At 44.5% G+C, this 20940-nt stretch carries 22 protein-coding genes; 6 read left to right on the top strand and 16 right to left on the bottom strand.

Annotated features, from left to right (window positions below; all coding sequences use genetic code 11):
- The first annotated feature begins 41 nt into the window (after positions 1-41).
- Positions 42-617, top strand: coding sequence for a biotin transporter BioY (locus tag ACXAFV_RS12595; protein ID WP_475126897.1), 576 nt, complete (start codon positions 42-44; stop codon positions 615-617).
- Positions 618-681: 64 nt separating this feature from the next.
- Here ACXAFV_RS12595 and ACXAFV_RS12590 read toward each other — a convergent pair whose 3' ends face one another.
- A complete protein-coding gene (locus ACXAFV_RS12590; RefSeq protein ID WP_475126895.1) occupies positions 682-1290 on the bottom strand; it encodes a methyltransferase in 609 nt (202 codons plus the stop codon).
- Positions 1291-1345: 55 nt separating this feature from the next.
- Positions 1346-1636, bottom strand: a complete 291-nt coding sequence (locus ACXAFV_RS12585) for a hypothetical protein (RefSeq protein ID WP_475126894.1) — start codon at positions 1634-1636, stop codon at positions 1346-1348.
- A 158-nt stretch (positions 1637-1794) separates the two neighbouring features.
- On the opposite strand from ACXAFV_RS12585, the gene ACXAFV_RS12580 reads away from it, so the two are divergent.
- On the top strand, positions 1795-2469 hold the full coding sequence (locus ACXAFV_RS12580; RefSeq protein ID WP_475126893.1) for an NAD(P)H-dependent oxidoreductase: 675 nt from the start codon (positions 1795-1797) through the stop codon (positions 2467-2469).
- Positions 2470-2554: 85 nt separating this feature from the next.
- On the opposite strand, the gene ACXAFV_RS12575 is transcribed toward ACXAFV_RS12580, so the two are convergent.
- The 13 genes from ACXAFV_RS12575 to ACXAFV_RS12515 form a co-directional block, all read right to left on the bottom strand.
- Positions 2555-3619 carry a C45 family autoproteolytic acyltransferase/hydolase gene (locus ACXAFV_RS12575; protein WP_475126892.1) on the bottom strand — a complete coding sequence of 355 codons (1065 nt, stop codon included), beginning with the start codon at positions 3617-3619 and terminating at the stop codon, positions 2555-2557.
- 117 nt (positions 3620-3736) lie between these two features.
- Positions 3737-4264 carry a hypothetical protein gene (locus tag ACXAFV_RS12570; protein WP_475126890.1) on the bottom strand — a complete coding sequence of 176 codons (528 nt, stop codon included), beginning with the start codon at positions 4262-4264 and terminating at the stop codon, positions 3737-3739.
- Positions 4265-4374: 110 nt separating this feature from the next.
- Positions 4375-4959: an ATP-dependent Clp endopeptidase proteolytic subunit ClpP gene (clpP, locus tag ACXAFV_RS12565; RefSeq protein WP_475126889.1), complete on the bottom strand. Its 585-nt coding sequence runs from the start codon at positions 4957-4959 to the stop codon at positions 4375-4377.
- 19 nt (positions 4960-4978) lie between these two features.
- A complete protein-coding gene (locus ACXAFV_RS12560; RefSeq protein ID WP_475126888.1) occupies positions 4979-5671 on the bottom strand; it encodes a sigma factor-like helix-turn-helix DNA-binding protein in 693 nt (230 codons plus the stop codon).
- Positions 5672-5817: 146 nt separating this feature from the next.
- A complete protein-coding gene (locus ACXAFV_RS12555; protein WP_475126887.1) occupies positions 5818-6828 on the bottom strand; it encodes a hypothetical protein in 1011 nt (336 codons plus the stop codon).
- Positions 6829-6973: 145 nt separating this feature from the next.
- On the bottom strand, positions 6974-7825 hold the full coding sequence (locus ACXAFV_RS12550) for a DMT family transporter (protein ID WP_475126886.1): 852 nt from the start codon (positions 7823-7825) through the stop codon (positions 6974-6976).
- 285 nt (positions 7826-8110) lie between these two features.
- Positions 8111-8815, bottom strand: a complete 705-nt coding sequence (locus ACXAFV_RS12545; RefSeq protein WP_475126885.1) for a LutC/YkgG family protein — start codon at positions 8813-8815, stop codon at positions 8111-8113.
- Entirely contained in the window at positions 8815-10242 is a 1428-nt protein-coding gene (locus tag ACXAFV_RS12540; RefSeq protein WP_475126884.1) for a LutB/LldF family L-lactate oxidation iron-sulfur protein, read from the bottom strand. The genes ACXAFV_RS12545 and ACXAFV_RS12540 overlap by 1 nt, the downstream gene beginning before the upstream one ends.
- A 21-nt stretch (positions 10243-10263) precedes the next feature.
- A complete protein-coding gene (locus ACXAFV_RS12535) occupies positions 10264-10980 on the bottom strand; it encodes a (Fe-S)-binding protein (protein WP_475126883.1) in 717 nt (238 codons plus the stop codon).
- A 239-nt stretch (positions 10981-11219) separates the two neighbouring features.
- On the bottom strand, positions 11220-13004 hold the full coding sequence (locus ACXAFV_RS12530; RefSeq protein ID WP_475126881.1) for an L-lactate permease: 1785 nt from the start codon (positions 13002-13004) through the stop codon (positions 11220-11222).
- 203 nt (positions 13005-13207) lie between these two features.
- Positions 13208-13927, bottom strand: a complete 720-nt coding sequence (locus ACXAFV_RS12525; protein WP_475126879.1) for a FadR/GntR family transcriptional regulator — start codon at positions 13925-13927, stop codon at positions 13208-13210.
- A gap of 131 nt (positions 13928-14058) precedes the next feature.
- Entirely contained in the window at positions 14059-14493 is a 435-nt protein-coding gene (locus ACXAFV_RS12520; protein ID WP_475126878.1) for an SRPBCC family protein, read from the bottom strand.
- Positions 14494-14509: 16 nt separating this feature from the next.
- On the bottom strand, positions 14510-15295 hold the full coding sequence (locus ACXAFV_RS12515) for an SRPBCC domain-containing protein (protein ID WP_475126876.1): 786 nt from the start codon (positions 15293-15295) through the stop codon (positions 14510-14512).
- A gap of 222 nt (positions 15296-15517) precedes the next feature.
- Between ACXAFV_RS12515 and ACXAFV_RS12510 the strand changes: the two genes are divergently transcribed.
- Positions 15518-16066 (top strand): 2'-5' RNA ligase family protein, encoded by a 549-nt coding sequence (locus ACXAFV_RS12510; RefSeq protein WP_475126874.1) that lies wholly within the window; start codon positions 15518-15520, stop codon positions 16064-16066.
- Positions 16067-16115: 49 nt separating this feature from the next.
- On the opposite strand, the gene ACXAFV_RS12505 is transcribed toward ACXAFV_RS12510, so the two are convergent.
- A complete protein-coding gene (locus tag ACXAFV_RS12505) occupies positions 16116-16589 on the bottom strand; it encodes a GyrI-like domain-containing protein (RefSeq protein WP_475126872.1) in 474 nt (157 codons plus the stop codon).
- A gap of 336 nt (positions 16590-16925) precedes the next feature.
- Between ACXAFV_RS12505 and ACXAFV_RS12500 the strand changes: the two genes are divergently transcribed.
- From ACXAFV_RS12500 to ACXAFV_RS12490, 3 genes are all read left to right on the top strand, one after another.
- On the top strand, positions 16926-17882 hold the full coding sequence (locus ACXAFV_RS12500; protein ID WP_475126870.1) for a DUF4003 family protein: 957 nt from the start codon (positions 16926-16928) through the stop codon (positions 17880-17882).
- Positions 17883-17987: 105 nt separating this feature from the next.
- Entirely contained in the window at positions 17988-19595 is a 1608-nt protein-coding gene (locus ACXAFV_RS12495; protein WP_475126868.1) for a sigma-54 interaction domain-containing protein, read from the top strand.
- 159 nt (positions 19596-19754) lie between these two features.
- Positions 19755-20903 carry an iron-containing alcohol dehydrogenase gene (locus ACXAFV_RS12490; RefSeq protein ID WP_475126867.1) on the top strand — a complete coding sequence of 383 codons (1149 nt, stop codon included), beginning with the start codon at positions 19755-19757 and terminating at the stop codon, positions 20901-20903.
- Positions 20904-20940 lie beyond the last annotated feature (37 nt).

The raw sequence follows: 20940 nt of genomic DNA, 5'->3' as shown, positions 1-20940 counted from the left end.
TTTAATAATAGGTATCATACCACATTTTTAGAAAGGATGAAATGGTCATGAGCAAAACAAAGGAAATTGTCTTATGTGGTCTTTTTGCCGCGCTGATGGCGGTCGGGGCGAATGTTTCACCGTTCCTGATGATCGGCGGGGTCCCCGTCACGCTTCAATTGATGTTTGCCATTCTGGCAGGAGGGATGCTCGGCAGCAGGACAGGCGCTAAGGCAATGACGGTCTACTTGGTTCTCGGACTGGTCGGGGCTCCGGTCTTTGCACAGTTCAAAGGAGGACCTTCAAGTTTATTGAGCCCCACATTCGGATTTGTACTTTCTTTTATCGCAGTCGCTTTTGCAGTAGGAATGGTGCTGGAACGAAAGCGTACGCTGGCTGGATATGCTGGCGCGGGAATCCTGGCCTTGTTGTTGAATTACATAATCGGTACGAACTTCATGTATGCCGCTCTGTCATTCTGGGCTGAGGCACCGAGTGATTTCAGCTACACAGTCGCCTGGGGATGGATGGCGGCCTATCTGCCTCTGGACCTTGGGGTCACGGCTGTTTCAATGGTGATTCTGCAGCGATTGTATAAAGCCGTCCCTTCCGTGAAGCCTCAGTACGCTTCTAAATAAACGGAATAGGAAAAAAAATCAATAAAAAACTCAGCAGCTGATTCTCTCTAAATCAGCTGCTGAGTCAATAAACCAGCCCATAAACCATAAACCGCTCGTACACATTATGCTCATACTCCCCCGAAAGATTGATCTCATTCTTCAATTCAAACAGCGGATGGTTTCCAAGATAATGCACGTAATCATCCGAGCTGTAGTACAAGACGATTTCGATGTCGCGGGGAGAGTATTCCAGTGAATATAATATGTTATCGATGATTTTCATGAAAATCTGTACAGAAAACGGATTAAAAAAATAGAAGACATTGTCTCCGGGATGGATTGAATATTCCTCAGCGAGGCAGCAATGGAATTCGATTGCGCTCTTTTTGCCCTTCTTCTTTTTCAAATAATTCTCCCGGTTCTCGAGCGCTTCCTGATAGAATTGTTCGTTCATCTCGATTCCGATGACAGTGGACCCAAATAAATAATGAATAAAGAAATTGAGACGGCCTTTCCCGCACCCGAAATCCACGACGCGGTCACTCTTCTTTAACTCGTACACCTGAAACAAGTCCTGAAGGGCCCCGTATGGAGTCGGTTCGTACCGGTGATAATGAATTGACCTCGGCATCCCCATTTGATCCTTCCCCGTCTTTATATTCAGCAGTTCATCAAAATAATGTTCTTTCATGTAAATCTCCCTGCCTCCTTTCCTTCATCCCTTTAAAGCATCGAGGGACGGACCTTTACTTCTTGATTGGTTGAAGGATGGTCCTTTGCATAGGGACTCCGCCCATGTTGATGTTCCGCTCGATGAAAAGATATGGTTTACCATTTATGATAAAACGGCGGTTACCTTGATAGTGAACATCTTTCCCTTGTTTTTCAAGTTCCGCCCTGATGGCTTCAATATATTCTTTCTCCTTGAAATACCGTTCATCAAAATCGATTTGGATATGCCCTTTCCGATAGCCCATGAGCCAATTGAATAAAAAGAGCAGCCCGACACCGATCAGGATGACCAAGATAAATTCCATGATGAGCATCCCACCTTCCATTACCTTATATACGAAACAAACAGAAAATGGTTTCAGGCGAGAGCCATTCACCCGATCAAATGATGTGAATCCTCAGATAACTTATGATATTTTTAAAGAGTCAATGATTTTATTTCTAATAAGGAGCGAATGTTTACATGCGGGATAAAGAAGCACTCAAGCAGGAAATCCTGGATGCCTATCATTCCAGGCATGCCACAAAGCAATTTGATCCGAATAAAAAAGTGACGGACGATGATTTTCAATTCATCATGGAAACGGGGCGCTTGTCTCCGAGTTCCTTCGGCTTCGAGCCATGGAGATTCCTTGTGATCCAGGATCCGGGCCTTCGTGATAAAATAAAGAACACGGCATGGGGAGCTTACGGCAAACTGCCTGAGGCAAGTCATTTTGTCATCATTCTGGCACGTACGAAACTGGATACGCGATATGATTCGGCTTATCTCCTCAATCATTTCAAAAACGTCAAAAACATGCCGGAAGATCATATGAGTAAATACCTCGAGAAAATCGAGCAGTTCCAAAAAGTCGACTTTGATCTTCTCAATGGCGAGCGTCCATTACTGGATTGGGCAGGAAAACAGACGTATCTAGCCCTTGGCAACATGATGACGGCAGCCGCTCAAATCGGTGTGGATTCCTGTCCCATCGAGGGGTTTGATATCGATAAAATGAATGCTCTTCTAGAAGAAGAAGGCTTGCTTGATGACGGTCATTTCAGCATTTCAGTCATGTGTGCGTTCGGATACCGGGTAAATGATCCGGCTCCGAAGACGCGCAGACCGTTTGATGATGTTGTGAAGTTTATTTAAGCAAGGAAAGGAATCTAGCTTTTGCAGGCTGGATTCCTTTTTTGCTCTGTTAATACTTTTGTGAATGCAGCCAGATTTTCAGCTATTACCTTTTAAACCAGTCCGCGCCTTCATCCATGTGCACGAACGGGATATCCGTGTCCACTTCACCTGTTATTTTATCCAGAGAAACATCTTCGCCCTTCAGCCAATCTGCAAAATCAAATACAACCGGATCCAGGTCACCACCCAAAGCAAACCAAGCTTTCATCTCCTCTGGCAGATAAGCCGATGTATGGATCGTTCCTGCCCAGCTCCCGTAAAGGTTCGAAAAGACTCCCCCGTCACTGTCATTCAGGAGACGGAACGCATCTTCAATCCCGACATGATTCCCTCTTTCCTGTTCCATCACGGCTAATCTTCGCTTTGAATCGACCAGGTGATTTCTATTTTCCTCTTTCATAATTTCAAAATGATTGGTACATGTGTTGGATTGTCTTACCTGGATCCCACGTGGAGAGGTTTCAACGATAAATGTTTGGCTGCTCTTATCATGTACAACATAACTGAATGAATGACGGTGGGGAATTTCCTTCAGGAGATCCACCGCTTCCTCCACTGAAGCGGCCGATTCAAGTACAAGCCTGCCAATCATGCAGCAAATGAACCCGTCGCCGGGATTCTTCCGGTGCATGAAATTATAGCCGACCGCGACGCCCTTTTCGTTCATGCCATCCATCCGTCCCGTCACCCGCTGACTGGGGCCGATCATGGCATACCCTGTATCCGTCGGCTGGTAAAAGACATAGCGTCCTTCATACGTCTTGGGATGGTAATCATAATTTCTGATTAAATAATTCTCACCAGTCAGAATCGAACAGCCCGAACGCTCATAATCCACCCGGTAGCCTCCGTACTCTTGTAAAATCTTTTCCATCGGCCATGCGAGCGCTGCCTGAAGGCCGAGCAGTTCATCCCAAATACCGGGAGCAAAACGGGTAATGACTTCCTTTGTTTCGTTCACATCAATCGAAAAGCGGGGCTTTCTCACCTTCCATTGATTGTCCCTGTTCTTTATGGTGATGGAATCCCTTATTCGTTCTCCCTGCATATATCCGAAATCATAATGATTTCCCCTGAACTGTATGATGTCGCTATGTATTGTTCTCATTGCGTTACCTCTTTTTATAGCATTTTCCTTATAGGATACTGGATAGCAGTGAAGAAATAAAGGAATTAAAACGGTGCCTGGCTAACTTGCACGTTTTGAGCCAGGCACCGTTTTTCGCTACCCTTCATTTGAAAAATGACTTTTTGTAAAAATAACGATGCTTAAACAAGTGAGGAATGCCACTACGGTTACGATAATTCCAACCATGAATCCGAGAGTAGCCATGAATGTGTCGTCTCCGGGAAACTGGGGAACATAAGATACCATTTGGTAACAAAAAAAGATGGCCATTAATAAATAGAAGCTGCTGCCGGTCACTGCAGTCTTTACCCGCTCTCCCTTTTTCCAGCTGTGTGATGATGCAACCGACTTCCATACAAGGATACTGAGAATGACCGCCAGCATCATGATCACCAAATGGAAATAAGGAATCATCAAAAACGAGAGCCCGAACAAGATTAAACCAGTCATGCCAAACAAGAATACATTAGCCCCGAATAAAAATAGCCCTGCAAGCCAAGGATTGGCAAACCACGAATATTCCCTCAAAGAGTGTATCCATTTTATCTGAAACAGATTACCTTTGCTCCCTGCCATCATCCATGCGATTACTCCAAGCAACAGGAGCAAGAGTGTGAGTGTCATTATATCATGCCCTCCCAGTTATATTTAACTAATTTTACCATATCCGTCTTTCATTTTGAGGGAAAATCCAATAAAAAAAGGAACAGTCACCTGTCCCTAATCTTGCAGTGTCATTTTTTCTTTTCAATAATCTCATCGATAATCCCGTATTCCTTCGCTTCTTGTGCACTCATGAAATAATCCCGATCCGTATCGAGGGATACTTTTTCTAAAGACTTGCCCGTTTTTTCAGAGATGATTTCATTGATGTGCTCTCTCAGCTTTAAAATTCTTTTTGCTGATATTTCAAGGTCTGTCGCCTGCCCCCTTGCTCCTCCCAGCGGCTGGTGAATCATGATTTCGCTGTTTGGAAGCGCGAATCTTTTTCCTTTGGTGCCGGCTAGTAATAACATCGCTCCAAAGGAAGCTGCCATACCGGTGCAGATGGTGCGTACATCAGGAGTGATATATTCCATGGTGTCGAAGATGGCAAACCCTGCAGAGGTAGAGCCGCCGGGGCTGTTAATATACAGTGAGATATCTTTCTCAGGATCGTCCGCAGCCAGAAATAACAGCTGGGCAACAATGCTGTTGGCCATGTGATCATTTATTTCATCACTCACCATGATGATTCTGTCTTTTAATAACCTTGAGTAAATATCATACGAACGTTCACCTTTACTTGACTGTTCGATAACATAAGGGATCGTACTCATTTTCATTCCTCCTCTTAGCTTACGCTACCATTGAGAGGACGCATGAAGGAGAGGAAGAGCTTCGTGTAATCGAAGGGATTGAAACCATTTTCGGAACGGACTGTGTTGAAATCCATTCAGGAAGCTGTTCGATTAATCGCGATGGATCCTGTGTTTTGAAACTGTCCTGAAGGGATGTCAGCATGTCACCCTGAAGATTTTCTTCCCAATACTCCTGATTGGAGCTGGATTCATCATGTTCGGTGAGTGTTTCAAGTCTGGCCCTCGTCCGTTTAAGAATCGCTTTCACGGCTGTATCCGTCATGTTTAAGAGGCTTGCGATTTCAGAGATTTTATATTGAAAGGCTTCTTTCAGAACGAGCGTGATGAGCTGCTTTGGAGTCAGTTTTTTTGTCAGCTTTTCCAGCGTCCCATCATCCCCTGCGCCCTTTTGCTCCTCAGGCTGTTCGGGCACATCTCCTAGCATCTCTTTACTTTGTTTGCGTATTTTATCGACCCAGGCATGATACGCCATTTTCTTCAGAAGCGGGGAGCTCCATTTATCCTGATCCGGATAATGCTTCAATGCCCTGCAGATGGATTCCTGACACAAGTCTTCACCATCCCACTTATTCTTGGTCAGGAATAAGCAGTAATGCTGCAGTTTTTCCACAAGCTCACTCAACTCCTGCGATTCCATTTCATTTTCTTTCCTTACAGACTCACGAACCATATTCCTTCACTCCTTTATATCCTCTCATGCTATTAACGGATAAAGAATAAAAAAAGATACCGGCTGACGAATTTTTTTCAAAGTCACTCATTTAATTTAAGCCCACCCTTCGACGCATTAAAGCAGTGAGGGACGGGCCTTTGGGATTACGGGAGCAGCTGCTTGAGTTTTTCCGGATGATCCACTTTCAATGCGATGCTGGTGACTGGTTTTTTCCTTCCCATAAAGAGCGTGGCTTCAATTGATTCTTTGAAGTGGAGAACAACCTGTGGTTCTGTTTGTTCGAGGTCCCTGTACATAAACGTCAGCGTTTGTTCTCCCGGTGCGGCACCCCATGCACTTTTTTCAATATTATCAAGAGGAACGACGACACGCTGCATCAAGCCTTGAGTGACATAAAGCTTCCCATTCTTCACTTCAAGCGGGTGCAGTCTCATCACCGCGGTCTCAGCGATAAACAGGAACACTCCATATACATTCAGGAGTAATAAAACGATGGAGAGAATAGGCCACTTTGAATGGAGCCACCAGTGGAGACCGATCGATTCAATGACGATCGCATGAATGACCATGATATTCATGGCGAGTGCACTCGACTTCTGGTGCATCGTCACGCAGCCATCATGAGAGGGTGTTTGTTTGCGCCACGTAAAGATCAAATAGTAAAACATCAGTGCTTCTGATACAAGGACTTTGATCAAAGTACGGCTGCCGACTGTTTTTTCAGCTGCAGGAAGCATGGAAAAGACAGCTCCTTCCCCTGCTCTCTTCATTTCAGCCCGGACCTGGGGAATTTTCCAAATGAGAAAACCGATCAGGCTCAGTTCAGTAAGAAACAACAGGGCTTCGAAACCAACTCCTGCATAAAGCAGCATCGTATACGGAGCGAAAAATTCTTCCGGAATCAAAAATCGTGACAGTACGAGACCGGCAATCATGAATCCGATAACCTGTTTCTTCGACAACCTAAATGCTGCATAAATCAAAATGGGTGCAACCACGACCATATCCACAAGGGAACCAAGGATCAGCCCGCTTTCCAGCTCAATCATCAGCGCCTCTTGAATGAAAGGCTGATACATCAGCACATTACTCATCAATACTAGTCCCAGCAGTAATATAGCCCACTTGGAAAAAGCGGTTTCACGAAGTACCATGACACCCCTTCCTTTCTGGAAAAGTTTTCTTATTATTATTATAGTCTATCTTTCCATAAAAGTTATCTACAAAAAATGGCAATCAGAGTACAAAAACAAAGCCCGTCCCTCGCTGCTTTAAAGCAGCGAGGGACGGGCCTCAATATTATGCTTCTCTGTTGTTTTTCAAGAACATGTAGAGCGACGCTCCAAAAATGATGATGTAACCGATGATGCTCCACAGGTCCGGTATCTGTCCGAACAGGAAGATGCTGATCAGCGCCGAATACACGACGGTTGAGTAAAAGAAGATCGAGATCTCTTTTGCAGGGGCAAACTTGTAGGCAATGGTGATTCCGAACTGCCCGATGGTGGCAAAGAAACCGGCTCCCAGCAGGTAAACCCACTGCTTCACGCTCATCGGCTCATAGAAAACGAGCACGAACGGCAGCAGGATCACCGTAGTGAAAAAGGAAAAATAAAACACGACAGTGTAGAATTTTTCTCTCGTGCCCAATACTCTCAGCACCGTATAAGCACCGGCGGCAAAAACAGCTGACAGCAGCCCTGCGAGATATGGGATCGTTTCATAAGAAAATGAAGGTTTGATGATGAACAGGGTCCCGATGAATGCGATGATGATCGCTGTAATCTGAAACATCCGCGCTCTCTCTTTAAGGAATATCGATGCAAAAATGATTGTTAGAAACGGGCTGAGTTTATTCAGCATATCTGCGTCTGACAGCACGAGATGGTCAATCGCATAGAAGAACAATACGATTCCGGCAGCTCCGAGACTTGAGCGCAGCAAGAGCAATTTCTGGTTTTCCTTTTTACCAAACAGACGCTCACCATAGTATTTAACAAATCCGAATGCGATGATGGCTGAAACAAAATTCCTGAAGAACGTCTTCTGGACCGTCGGCACGTCCCCGGAAAGCTTCACAAGTGCGGCCATCATCGAAAACCCGAATGCGGATAATAATAAGAGTATGATTCCTTTGTTTCGATTCGTCATAGCTTCCTCCAATACCCTTTCCTTTAGTATTCTCTAGTGTATTTAAATAAATGAGATGTTTTATGCAACTAGATTAGTGTAACAAATTTTTGGTGTTTTATGGAGGAATAAGTTTGGCAGACAAAAAGACAAGGGTGGGACAAAACTAAAAATCACAACATTAAGACGAACAATTTCAGTATAGGTTTGAATACCGCTGTTGATTTATTTTGAAACGAAGATAAATTTAACCGATTGGCTTACAAACAAACACCTGACTCATTACAAAGCCAGGTGCTTAGTTTATTACAAATCATCCACAATAATATAAGTCGCCTTCACCGGTCCATGCACACCGACAATTAAATTCATTTCGATGTCCGCCGAATTGCTTGGACCTGAAATAAAGTTGACACAGGATGCCACTGGTTCTCCGCTTTCGATCTTGTCGTGGATGCTTTTTGCTGCTTGCGTCATTCTTGGGACGATGGTGCTTTTTGGGATTATGGCGATATAAATGGCAGGCAGCAGGCTGACGGCGCGCCCTTTACCCTTATCGCTGTACAGTACGACGGTACCGGATTCTGCAAGTGTCGTATCGCTGAACGTAATGCCGACATCCGCGGTTGCTGAAAATGAAAGGTTTTCCTCTCCGCTTTCCGGGTCCCACACATGATGCGTGATGTCTTCATCACCAATCTCCTTTAGGCCCGTCTTCTCAAAACGCGGGTCATCCCATGTGACGACGGTTTTGCCGCCATATTGCTTGATGAGATAGGGTATCAAAGTGGAAAGCTCGCTTGTTACGGTTTCGTGCACTTCTGTGTGAATCAGCTCGCACTGCTTCTTCAATACCTCGGCCAGTTCATCCTGGGAATACCCCTTATACACTTCCCATTGCGGGTTGTGCTGCCACTCGGGTTTTACGACTTCCGGACGACGCTCCCGACCCAGATTTTTTGCCAGGTTATCTAAAAAAGAGCTTCGATTATGAATTTGTCCGATCGCCATTATTGTCCACCTTCTTTGCTTCTCTTCTTATACCAGTCCCTGAAACGCTCTTTTTTAGGTGCTGGGAATTCACGGATATCCGTCCAGTTCTTTAGCGGGCCGGGGCCTTTTGAAATGCTTCCGTCCTTTGTAAAAGCAGCAAGTGACGTCGGCGCGAGTCTCGAGCCGATGTTGTACATGGCCGGGGATGCGGTTCCCATACTGAAGGCCTTCATCGATAGATTTTCAAAAACGGGAGCCTTTCCTTCACGCTCGACAATCTCCTGGCGGTGGAGAAGGAGATGCTCATGCAGCGGGATTTTCACTGGACACGCTTCTGTGCAGGCTGCACATAGAGTCGATGCATAAGGAAGCTCTTTGTAATCCTCATAACCGCCAAGCAGAGGAGACAATACCGCCCCGACAGGACCTGGATAGATCGATCCGTACGAATGACCGCCGACATGGCGATATACCGGACACACATTGATACAGGCCGCACAGCGGATGCAATGGAGGATCGACTGAAAGGCGGTACCAAGGATTTTGGAACGTCCATTGTCCACAATAACGAGATGAAACTCCTCAGGACCGTCCACTTCCCCCTCTTGTTTCGGTCCGGTCAGTGCCGTGATATAGCTCGTAAGCTTTTGACCGACTGCCGCCCGCGTCAAGAGGCTGACGAGAACCTCCATCTCTTCCCATGTAGGCACGATCCGTTCCATACCCATGACGGTGATTTGCGTCTTCGGAACTGTGGTCACCATACGTGCATTCCCTTCATTTGTTACGAGGGAAATCGTTCCCGATTCAGCAATGGCAAAATTACAGCCGGTGATGCCGATATCTGCCTGCAGGAATTCTTCTCTCAATTTTTCACGGGCAAACAGAGCAAGTTCTTCCGGCTTTTCCGTTTTGTCATACCCCATTTTATTCTTGAATACGTCCCGTATCTGCTCCTTATTTTTATGAAGGGCCGGGGCGACGATATGGGAAGGCGGGTCATGGTCATCCACTTGCAGGATCCATTCGCCAAGGTCTGATTCGATGACCTCGCAGCCGGCTTTCTCAAGTGCTCCATTCATATTGATTTCTTCGGTGACCATCGATTTTGATTTGACGACTTTCTTCCCTTCTTTTTTCTTGACGACTTCGGTGATGTATTTGTTCGCTTCTTCCGCCGTTTCTGCGAAAAAAACATGACCGCCGCGTTTTGCCACATTCTCACTTAAAAGATCGAGATAATAATCAAGATTCTCAATTGTATGGGATCTGATTTCCTCACCGAGCTTCCGCCACTCTTCCCAGTTACCGAGTTCTTCTGCTGCATTCAGGCGCCCGCTGCGTAGCCGCGCCTGCGCGGAAGATACAGCCCCCCGCATAAATGTATCGGCTATCCCGCTCGACACTCTGTCATTGAAGGGTTTATCCCCTATTTTCATAGCCATTTTGTTTCCCCCTCGATTTTCCTATTGGCTGTTTAAAACCGATGCAATGTGCATCACCTTGATTGGTTTGCCTTTCCGGTCAATCCTGCCACCGATGTTCATTAAGCATCCGCAATCGGCACCGATTAAGATGTCCGCTCCCGTCTCTTCCACACTCGTAACCTTTTCATCCACCATCTGTTCAGAGATTGGCGACATTTTCACTGAAAATGTCCCGCCAAATCCGCAGCAATTATAATTGTGTGGAAGCGGATTCATTTTTAACCCGTCAACATTGCTTAAAAGTTTCATAGGCGCTTCCGTCACACCGAGCAGCCGGGTCATATGACAGGACGTATGATACGTTGCGTTTCCGTTCAGCTTTGCCCCGACGTCTTCAACACCAAGGACTTCAACGATGAATTGAGTCAGTTCATAGGTTTTATCAGCCAGGGATCTTGCCCGCTCTTCCCACTGTGGATCCCCCTTGAACAAATGAGGGTACTCCCTGAACATCGTCCCGCATGACCCCGATGGAGTGACGACATAATCCGACTCTTCAAAAACGCTGATCATATGCTTCATTGATTCTTTCGCTTTTCCGACATGTCCGCTGTTATATGCAGGCTGTCCGCAGCAGGTCTGTTTCTCGGGAAAATCGACTTCGCACCCCAGCCGCTCCAGTAATTCAACCGTGTCCCTGCCGACATCCGTCTGAAAAATGTCGATTAAACATGTGACAAATAATGAAACTTTCATGATTGTTCCCCATTTCTTTATGAAGAAACTCCGGATGTTTCCCGGTTTTAATGGGGAATCGGGGAGTTCTTCTTTTATAGTAGAATACTATATTAATGTTTGAAACTTTTCAGTCTATTTCTATTAAGTATTAGTGTAAAACTATCTCCCTCAATAGTCAACAGGTCATCAGATGACTTAGTTTGAATTAGTCAAAGGCCCGTCCCATCTGCTATGAAACAGTGGAGACGGGCCTATATTTATGCGGTTTTTCTAAACTGTTTATCGTCACTTCTATTTTTTCTTTCCCCTTTAAAAATGAGGGTGATGATGAATCCGGCTACAAGGGCAAGAATGACCGTCCCGACATTTAGTCCGATGCCGTTAATCACGACATATCCGATTGCTCCGGCAAAAATCACGTAGAACGTCATCGGGATCAGGGTTTTCCTGATCAAGTTTCCTTCTCGTCCGATCAGACCTGCGGAAGAGGAGGCTGCCACTACGTTATGAACACAGATCATGTTGCCTGCTGCGCCGCCGACTGCCTGCAGGGCGACAATAGTGGCCGGTGCTGCCAGGATATTATCCGCCACTCCGAATTGAAACAGGGAGAACATCATATTGCTGACCGTGTTGCTGCCCGCTGCAAAAGCTCCGATGGCTCCGATGGTCGGGGCGGCAAGCGGCCAGTAGCTTCCGAATATGTTGGAGATCCCCTCTGCCAGCGCAAGCGGCATGCTTGTGTAGTCGGCTGCATTGATGCCGGAGTTGATGAACACCTGCACCATAGGTACAGCAAAGATCAATGCGGCCATTGCACTCACGATGGTTTTAAACGAATCCTTCACTGCGCGGGAATATTCTTTCATCTTCATTTTATAAATGAAGATGGAAAGCAGCGAGACTAGGATAAAGATTGTTCCCGGCAGGTTCAAAGGTTTTGAAGCTACCGTGATTTGTGTGCCGAACAGCGTCTCCATATTGATGACCCATGATTGCAGCCAGGCTGAAAATGGCAGGTAGCTGACACGTGTGGCAACCAACAATACAGCTACCAATAGGTATGGCATCCAGGCTTTCACAAAAGAAACATTCTTTTTCGGCTTGTCGGTATCATCCACTTGCAGCGTACCTGTCCAAGCCGGATCCCAATTCGTTTCTTTGTCGAATTCCCATGACTTCTTAGGAATGAATAAGCCTTTTTTCGCAGCGGGAACGACGATGGCTAGCCCGATCAATCCGCCGATGAGGGATGGGAATTCCGGCCCTAGAAGATTAGCCACCAATGCATAAGGCACTGTGAAAGACAGTCCTGCAAAAATAGCAAACTTCCAAATCGCAAGCCCTTCCGAAATCGATTTATTTTTTCCAAAGAAATACGTCAGCATCGTCACCATAAAGAGCGGGATGAAGATTCCGATGACTCCATGAATGAGCGCAACCTGGCCTCCGATCCCATTTATGTAAGCATCAAACGTCATACCCTGCTCAGTGATGTATTTCTGAACAAGCGGTGAATCCTTCAATCCGGAATTTACCCCGATAAGGATCGGTGTCCCTACCGCTCCGTAGGATACGGGTGTCGATTGAAGAATAAGCGCGACCATGACAGCTCCCATTGCAGGAAAGCCGATTGCCACTAACAATGGTCCGACAATGGTGGCAGGGGCACCCCATCCTGCAGCACCTTCAAGGAACGATCCAAACAGCCAGCAAACGATGATGGTCTGCACGCGTCGATCAGGTGAAATATTGGTAAACCCTTTTCGAATCGTAAAAATGGCACCGCTTTCTTTCAACGTGTTCAATAATAGAATCGCACCAAACACGATCACACCTACTTCCAGCGCGGTCACCATCCCCTTCACACTAGCTGCCGCGACTTGGTTTCCCGGCACTTTCCATACAAACATAGCCATAACAATAGTGATCAACAAAGACACCGGCATCGCCTTTTTGGCCGGCCACCTTAAAATCACCAAGAACAAGAATACAGAAACAATCGGTAAAGTGGCGATCCACGCCAACGTACCAATACTCATTCTCTCCATCTCCCTTCAACGTACCATCACTTATGAGATCGACTTAACAGGTCATCAGATGACCTGTCCCATAAATAACAGTATAATTAAAACGCTTTCATATCACAATGGTATTTTTGTAATTTTATAAAAATATAGTTTCATCTATTTTAAGAAGGCCCGTCCCTCATCGCTTTAAAGCGATAAGGGACGGGCCTTCAAGATTATTCTTCCATGTCATCGAAATAGTTCATGAGAACTTCTTCTACACTTTGCAGGTGATCGAGCATCACATTCTGTGCTTCGTTTCCGTCTTGGGCCTCGATGGCTTGGTAGATTTGCTGATGGTCTTTCCACAGACGATCAAGTGTGGACTTTTCCGAGTAAAGCCACAATCTGCGTGTTTCGCGCATCGTCGTGACCATCATTTCGGATACATTGTTCATCAGCCCGATCAACAATTCATTCTGGGAAGCCTTGGCAATGGCCATGTGAAAACGGAAATCGGCTTCTTCTCCCAGCTCCTGGTCATTGGCAGCTTCCATTTGATCAAGGGCTTCCTTTATTTCAGCAAGCTGCTCGTCCGTCCTTCTTGCGGCAGCGGCCAGAACTGCTCCCACTTCCAGGATGCGTCGCACTTCTAAAAGATTCTTTACATCATCCTTTTTCATCAATACAGCTATGTAAACGGGAAGCGACAGCATTTTGCTGTCAAATTCACGAACATACGTCCCTTCACCCTGGTGCATTTCCACTAATCCCATTGCTCGCAGTGCACTCAATGCTTCACGAACAGCGGAACGCCCGACTTGAAAATTTTCAGCCAGCTGCTGAACCGATTCAAGTTTGTCCCCGCTTTTCAATTGTCCTGACTTGATCATATCGATCAGAGCCTCGGCCACTTCCTCATAAATCTTACGCGGTTTAATACGTTTATATTTCAACAATTCTCACCCCATCAATGTTCCTATGTTTGATTTTATAGTACTTTGGAGCGTGGAACAATATTTGTCGGTTTTATCACTGACCAAAATACAAAAAACTCCCTTCTTAACAGAAAGGAGCTGCAAATGATTTAGTTTTCGAGTATCTGTTTAATTTTCTTTAAATCTTTCTGATTTGCTTTTTTCATGAGCGTTGACATAAACGGGGTGAAGATTCTTGAAAAACCACTGGGTTCCCCCTGGTTTCTTAATGTCATCTTCGTACCCTTTTGCCCCAGCTTCTCCCAAGTATAGGTTGTTTTCATAGGGAATGGACCATTAGCTGTTTTCATGACCAATTTTTCCCCGGGGATATATTCTTCAATTTTATAAACATAAGCCAGCTCTCTCCCCAAAAACTTTGCTTTAAAGGCGATTTGAGAATCAAGGGCCAAAGGTTTGTCGGTCAGCCACTCGGCTGAATCGATGTTGACGTACCATTCAGGAGCGTAATCCGGATTTGAAGCGTACGATGATACCTTTTCAATCGGACATTGAATGGTGATCTCTGTTTTTATATCAACCATAGATGTTTCCTCCAGATTACTCTTTTTCTACATAGTTTTTTAATCGGGTGCCCAGAAGATGCTTCCAACCTTCTGCATGTTTCTCTTCCCAGTCTTCCTGAATGATACCTGAAGCTGTATGGGATAATCGAAGCAGCGTAGCCCCGTCCTTTTCTTCAAGCTGATAGATATAGGAACTGTTAACTGCTCCCTGCATGCCTAAATGTCCATGAATCCTGATTTCTTCGGGAGCATTCACATAATAAACGTTTCCCCACACGGCTCCTTGATTGTCGCCCCATTTCTCTATGAATTGGCCCCCTGGAATAGGATTGAACGTAAAAGTTGATGTCTCCCCTTCTGGAGCCAGCCTGAATTCCCACCACTCCTCTGCATTAGTTGTCAGTGCGTGAAATACTACTTTCCGTGAAGCGTTAATTTTAATTTCTTGTTCAATTTTAAAAGCACGGCTTTGTTCTGTATTCATGTCTTCCTCTCCTTTTCTATTCTCGGCGATCGAACGCAAATTCAGCAACGAGCTTGCGCTTGCCTCCATATATTTTCCTACCCAGCGGCGATGCATGTCCTGAAGCGGAACAGCATTCAGATAGTTTTTTCTATATTTCCCTTCCCGTTTGACCAATACCAAATTTCCTTCTTCAAGGATGTTCAAGTGCTTCATGATGGCATATCGGGTAACGTCCGGGAAATATTCATTCAATTCACCCGTTGTTTTGGATGATTGTTTAAGAATATCCAGTATAGATCGTCTGATTGGATGACCGAGTGCTTTAAACAGACTTGAAAGTTCCTCTTCATTCATAAAAGAAAACCCTTTCTCATGTGAATAAATGGTCACATGTAATATGTGACTAAATAGTAACATGTATTCTTATTACCAGTCAAGTTGCTTCTCTGAAACTTTTTCTTCGTCTAACCGTAAAATAGTATATATAAGATTTATCCTTCCCCTTATAGGGTAACTTGTATTTAGATACATAGCTGATGATTAGATTCAGCAATAAGAAAATAAGGTGGTTACAACATGTTCTGGGTTACCGCTCTGTTTGATGAAGAAACAGAAACCTTGATTAAAAATATTTGGAAAGAATTACGTGATAAGTCGATTTCTTATTACATCGATGAGGTTCAGGACGGCAGACCTCACCTTACACTCGCGAGTTATAAAGAGCTCGACAAGGAAAACTATATCAAGCAGATGGATGTTTATTATGATAATAAAAAAAGCTTCGATATCACGTTCAATCACATTGGCTCGTTCTTGAATTACAATACTCTTTTTCTATCCCCCACGGCCACGAAAGAACTGCTGGACTTTCATACACATCACCATAAACACTTCGAAACGTTTAATACGGAGGCAAATAAGTTGTATGAGCCCGGACAGTGGATTCCCCACAGCACACTTGCCAATAAGGTCGAGCCGGAACAGTTATCGAAAGCCTTTCATTATTGTGTCGACCGGATCGGTCTAACCAAGGGCAGGATTGAGGAAGTGGGACTGATTGAATTGGTCGGGCAGGATGGTGATACGATGGAGGCTCCCCTTATTTATTCTAAAAAGTTGAAGTAAAGGGAAAAAGAAGCTTGGATGTTTTCTCAAGCTTCTTTTATCATGCTCATTATTTCTTTTTAATCGGGATCCAAACTTCGCACCGATAGTCTTCATTATTTACGTTGCCGGGAGGATACAGCTCGAACTCAGGGCCACCGGCATGCTCATAGCCTGTTGATGGAAACCACTCTGAATAGATTCTCTGCCAGACTTGTTGTATGGCATGGGGCATCGGTCCGATTGATGTGAATACCGCCCAGGTTGCTTCAGGAATGACGATTGAATCGAATTTCCCGCTATCTTCAGGGCTTTCCGCCCCAATGAAATAAGTAAACAATTCATTGGCATGATCAAATTCCATGCATACGCCCATCAATTCTCCATTTTCGGCAAATTGACAAATTTCATCGCCCTCTCCGCTAGCCGTCACTTCACTCCAGAACTTCGGGATTTCTTTAATATTTTCACCGTTTAATGTTTTTATCTTGGTTCCTTTTCCAATGACTTTGAATGAATCTCTATCTACAATTTTATAGTCCATTTCTTTCTCCCCTTTCTTCAGGCAGTCCATTTATACGAAAACTCGACCCTGTAGTAAATCCCATTTCTACTATTCGTCAATACTCTGCATGATTCCTTCACCCAGCTTGACAGGAATCATAAACTTTCGGTGCTCAAGCATTTAGTTGAAAATCATGAGGATGAGCAGCCTGTATTTTAGTCACAGGCTGTTTTTTATCTTCAGTCTGTACCTTTTCTTATCATTTGCTGCCCGTTCCCCTATTGCAAAAATTCGAAATAGATTACCTCCTACGAAACTTTTCCATTTTTTCATTCGTATGTATAGGAAACAACTTCTCAATAGGACGTGATTGATATGAACAAAACCGAAATATATAAAGACGTTTATGCTGAGTTGAAGAAAAGTCTTCGCTGGAAGGTGTCCGACGCCCGTTCAATCATGATGATCGCCTCCCTCTATGTGACAAACAATAAAACCTATGAACCTGTCCGTCTTGACGAAATCGCTGAACGTATCAGAAAGGAACTCGGGTTCTTCAACACGCTTCAATCCCATCATCGCTATACGTTTGCAGCAATGCTTGACACTCGCTTCCTTCATCCGGAGGAATCAATCAAAGACTTTATTCAGACGTATAAAGCGCTTGTGGACGAAGGATTTACAATGGGTGCGTATACGTATATTTCCGCCATGGTACTAATCAGCGCAGAAGGAAACAGTGACGGGACTTCATCACGTGCGATGGAAGTCTATAAAAAAATGAGAAAGAAGCATTTCTTCTTGACCGGACAAAGTGACTACCCGCTGGCGATGCTGCTTGCCCAAAGAACTCAGGATACGGATATGCTGATTGAACAAATCGAATATTTTTACGAAAGGTTGAATCAGTCAGGTTTCCACAAAGGGAATGACCTCCAGACGATGAGTCACATTCTATCGCTTAATGAAGATGTCGAGCCAGTTGTATTGGTGACGCGCTGCACAGAGGTCTTCAATCGTTTAAAAGATGAAGGCATCCGGCCAAAATCGATGTTCTACCCGCAGATTGCCATGCTTGCATTTATAACAAACGGAAGCGATCACATTGCTGCTGTGATGAAGATACAGGAATCATTAAACACTGATATCCGCTGGCAGAAGGATATGAACCTCATGATGGCCGTCATCCTCCACCTCAGCGATCAAATCGAGAATTCTTCCATCTTTCAGACGAACCTGTCGACGACCATAGAGGTGCTCATCCAGGCCCAGCAGTCCTCAAGCGTCGCAGCGATTGCAGGTGCGACAGCTGCAACCAGCAGCGGGGAATGACATCCAGGGACGGTCCTTTAGTATGTTAAAGGCCCGTCCCTCGTTGCGTTAAAGTGTGATAGTATTAGTAAAATGATTATGGTTTTGTGTTTGGAGGGTCTGAATATGCGGATTGGAGTTTCAGATGATTTAGAACGTGCTGTTGAGTTGTTTTCTTCTTCTGAAGAAGAGTATTTGGAAGTTCATGATGAGGAAGGTAAAACGATTGGCTTTTTGACACTGGATGATATGAAGGAGATGTTCCAGGAGGTACAATTGCATCGATCGGTAGGAGAAATCATACATAAGCTTTCAGCAGGGCAGGATCCATCTAAGAAGCTGACAAGAGTCAAAAATGAATATAGCGAGCTGCTTGAAAATGATATTTTCACTGACATCATCAATTCCCTCTATGACGGGGTATTTATTACAGACGGGAATGGCATTACGGTAAAAATAAATAAGGCGTATGAGCGGATTACGAATCTGAAACCCCAGCAGCTGATCGGTTATCATATGGAGGAAATCATTAAGGAAGGGTATATTTCGAAGTCTGCTTCTATCCAAGTAATCAAAGAAAAAAAGCCCGTTACACTGATGCAGACCATACATAACGGCCGGAAAATCATTGTATCGGGAACCCCTATTTTTAATGAAAAAAAGGAGATCCTTTATGTCATCAACAGTGTAAGGGATATCACTGAACTGTTGAAACTCAAGCTCCGAATTGAAGAGCTTCAAGAATTAAAGAATCTTAGGCAAAGCACAAATGCTACCTTTACCAACGATTCAATCCAGCCACCATTTTTTCATAGTGAAAAAATGAAGAAGACATTCGAAATCATAGACAGGGTGGCGAAAACGGATGCGAAGGTTCTCCTTCAAGGTGAAACAGGGGTCGGTAAAACAATGGTTGCCAAGTATATTCACGAGCACTCAAACCGTACCGCAGGAAGCTTTTTGGAGCTGAATTGCAGTGCCCTTCCTTCAAGTCTAATCGAAGCTGAACTATTCGGGTATGAACCCGGAGCATTCACAGGAGCTCTTACAAAAGGAAAAAAGGGACTGCTGGAAATTGCTGATAACGGCACCTTATTCCTTGATGAAATTGGTGATTTGCCTTTGGAGCTTCAAGTCAAATTACTCAAGGTCATCGAGGACCAGGCCTTCATCCCGATCGGCGCATCAAAACTGAAACAAATCAATGTAAGAATCATTGCCGCTTCACACAAGAATATTAAAGATCTCGTAAAGAATGGTGAGTTTCGGGAAGATTTATACTATCGCTTAAACGTGGTACCCATTGAAATTCCTTCATTACGTGATCGCCAAGAAGAAATCATCCCTCTGGGAGAGCAATTTCTTCAGGAATTCAATAAAGAATATAGAATGAACAAGACGTTTAGTATTGAAGCATTGAATATCCTTCATGAATATATGTGGCCCGGAAATATTCGGGAATTAAAAAATTGCATTGAACGTTTAGTTGTCACATCTCCTAACGAAACGATAGATTCAGTGGATCTGCCGCATGAGCTCTCAGGGACAAGCAACAAGCAAAACGACTTTTCAAATGAAATGGAGATCGTTCCATTAAAAGAAGCGGTGGACAATGTAGAAAGAAATTTAATTACAAGAGCATTAAAGAAATATAAAACAACACGCAAAGCAGCCGAAGTATTACAAGTAAGTCAATCAACAATCGTACAGAAAATGAAAAAATGGGAGATTTGATTACTTTTTTAATCAAATCTCCTTTTTTCGATTCGTTTTCAAATCATTTATTTGGCCCCTCAGCATACCAAACCTTTTAGTTTAACTTTTCTGAAAGTTGGCATAAAACTTGCATTACTTTTTACAAAGAGTTCATTTATAAGAAAGGAGTACGTCATCATGACAATATCCACATTTAAAATTGCAAACAAACTCATTACCGGGAAAGGTGCCATAGAAGCAATCCCCAATGAAATAGAGCGCCTGGATATCCAAAACCCTCTTATTGTGACGGACGAAATTTTACAGAAAGCAGGAGTCGTCGATCAAATCATACCGTTTTTGAAAGGGCTTACTTTCGGGGTTTTTACAGGAGTAAAACCTGAACCTGAATTTTCAGTGGTCCATGATTGTACAAATATGTTCAACGAAGGGGCTCATGATGGACTGATTGCCATTGGAGGTGGAAGTGCCATCGACATCGCCAAAAGTGTATCTGCTTTTGCAGCATTTGATGGAAAACTCGAGGATTTAGTAGGGACAGACCTTGTACCGAAGAAAGGCGCACCGATCATAGCTCTTCCCACTACAGCAGGGACCGGCTCTGAAGTAACGAATATCTCGATTCTTTCTGATAAGGAGGCTCAGCTAAAAAAAGGAATCGTCAGTGATTATCTGCTCCCCGATGTTGCGATTGTGGCACCTGAGATGACCTTGACGATGCCGCCTTCTGTCACGGCCGCGAGCGGTGTTGATGCACTTGTCCATGCAATCGAGGCCTATATTTCGGTGTACGCATCTCCAATCACTGATGCTCTGGCGATTTATGCCATAAAAATGATCGCTGAAAATCTGCCGAAAGCATACGCCAACCCGTCCCATTTGGAAGCACGTGAAAACATGGCTACCGCAAGTTTGATGGCAGGCATGGCATTTGGAAACGCAGGAGTGGGTGCTGTACATGCCCTTGCCTATCCACTCGGGGGGCGTTACCATATCCCACACGGGGTAAGCAATGCCCTGCTCCTTCCTTATGTGATGGAATGGAATAAGATTTCCTGCATGGAACGTTTCCGGGATATCGGATCAGCTTTAGGTGAAAAAGTGAGTCATTTATCGGACGCTGATGCTGCAGATCAAACCGTTCATGCAATGAAAAGGCTGTGCAGCCTGGTGAATATTCCGTCTGGATTACGGGCCTTCTCCATTCCTGAAAGTGACATTCCGGGAATGGCCGAAGATGCAAGCAAGATTGAACGTCTATTAACCAATAACCCCCGCAAACTGACACTAAAAGAAATCGAACAAATTTATCAAGCAGCCTATTAAGCTGGCTTTTTTATAAAACACGGGATGAAATAACACG

This window comes from Rossellomorea sp. ABR4_012 (genome assembly GCF_056159545.1).
The sequence above is the reverse complement of the archived record's forward strand: the minus strand, read 5'-3'. Positions and strand labels throughout refer to the sequence as shown.

Excerpts from the sequence above, each read along its gene's own strand:
- ACXAFV_RS12580 (WP_475126893.1), top strand. The coding sequence starts at position 1,795 with ATGCGGGATAAAGAAGCACTCAAGCAGGAAATCCTGGATGCCTATCAT.
- ACXAFV_RS12495 (WP_475126868.1), top strand. The coding sequence starts at position 17,988 with ATGCGGATTGGAGTTTCAGATGATTTAGAACGTGCTGTTGAGTTGTTT.
- ACXAFV_RS12590 (WP_475126895.1), bottom strand. The coding sequence starts at position 1,290 with ATGAAAGAACATTATTTTGATGAACTGCTGAATATAAAGACGGGGAAG.
- ACXAFV_RS12520 (WP_475126878.1), bottom strand. The coding sequence starts at position 14,493 with ATGGTTGATATAAAAACAGAGATCACCATTCAATGTCCGATTGAAAAG.
- ACXAFV_RS12535 (WP_475126883.1), bottom strand. The coding sequence starts at position 10,980 with ATGAAAGTTTCATTATTTGTCACATGTTTAATCGACATTTTTCAGACG.
- ACXAFV_RS12515 (WP_475126876.1), bottom strand. The coding sequence starts at position 15,295 with ATGAATGAAGAGGAACTTTCAAGTCTGTTTAAAGCACTCGGTCATCCA.
- ACXAFV_RS12585 (WP_475126894.1), bottom strand. The coding sequence starts at position 1,636 with ATGGAATTTATCTTGGTCATCCTGATCGGTGTCGGGCTGCTCTTTTTA.
- ACXAFV_RS12490 (WP_475126867.1), top strand. The coding sequence starts at position 19,755 with ATGACAATATCCACATTTAAAATTGCAAACAAACTCATTACCGGGAAA.
- ACXAFV_RS12500 (WP_475126870.1), top strand. The coding sequence starts at position 16,926 with ATGAACAAAACCGAAATATATAAAGACGTTTATGCTGAGTTGAAGAAA.
- ACXAFV_RS12570 (WP_475126890.1), bottom strand. The coding sequence starts at position 4,264 with ATGACACTCACACTCTTGCTCCTGTTGCTTGGAGTAATCGCATGGATG.
- ACXAFV_RS12575 (WP_475126892.1), bottom strand. The coding sequence starts at position 3,619 with ATGAGAACAATACATAGCGACATCATACAGTTCAGGGGAAATCATTAT.
- ACXAFV_RS12595 (WP_475126897.1), top strand. The coding sequence starts at position 42 with ATGGTCATGAGCAAAACAAAGGAAATTGTCTTATGTGGTCTTTTTGCC.
- ACXAFV_RS12510 (WP_475126874.1), top strand. The coding sequence starts at position 15,518 with ATGTTCTGGGTTACCGCTCTGTTTGATGAAGAAACAGAAACCTTGATT.
- clpP (WP_475126889.1), bottom strand. The coding sequence starts at position 4,959 with ATGAGTACGATCCCTTATGTTATCGAACAGTCAAGTAAAGGTGAACGT.
- ACXAFV_RS12540 (WP_475126884.1), bottom strand. The coding sequence starts at position 10,242 with ATGGCTATGAAAATAGGGGATAAACCCTTCAATGACAGAGTGTCGAGC.
- ACXAFV_RS12530 (WP_475126881.1), bottom strand. The coding sequence starts at position 13,004 with ATGAGTATTGGTACGTTGGCGTGGATCGCCACTTTACCGATTGTTTCT.
- ACXAFV_RS12560 (WP_475126888.1), bottom strand. The coding sequence starts at position 5,671 with ATGGTTCGTGAGTCTGTAAGGAAAGAAAATGAAATGGAATCGCAGGAG.
- ACXAFV_RS12545 (WP_475126885.1), bottom strand. The coding sequence starts at position 8,815 with ATGGCGATCGGACAAATTCATAATCGAAGCTCTTTTTTAGATAACCTG.
- ACXAFV_RS12555 (WP_475126887.1), bottom strand. The coding sequence starts at position 6,828 with ATGGTACTTCGTGAAACCGCTTTTTCCAAGTGGGCTATATTACTGCTG.
- ACXAFV_RS12550 (WP_475126886.1), bottom strand. The coding sequence starts at position 7,825 with ATGACGAATCGAAACAAAGGAATCATACTCTTATTATTATCCGCATTC.
- ACXAFV_RS12505 (WP_475126872.1), bottom strand. The coding sequence starts at position 16,589 with ATGGACTATAAAATTGTAGATAGAGATTCATTCAAAGTCATTGGAAAA.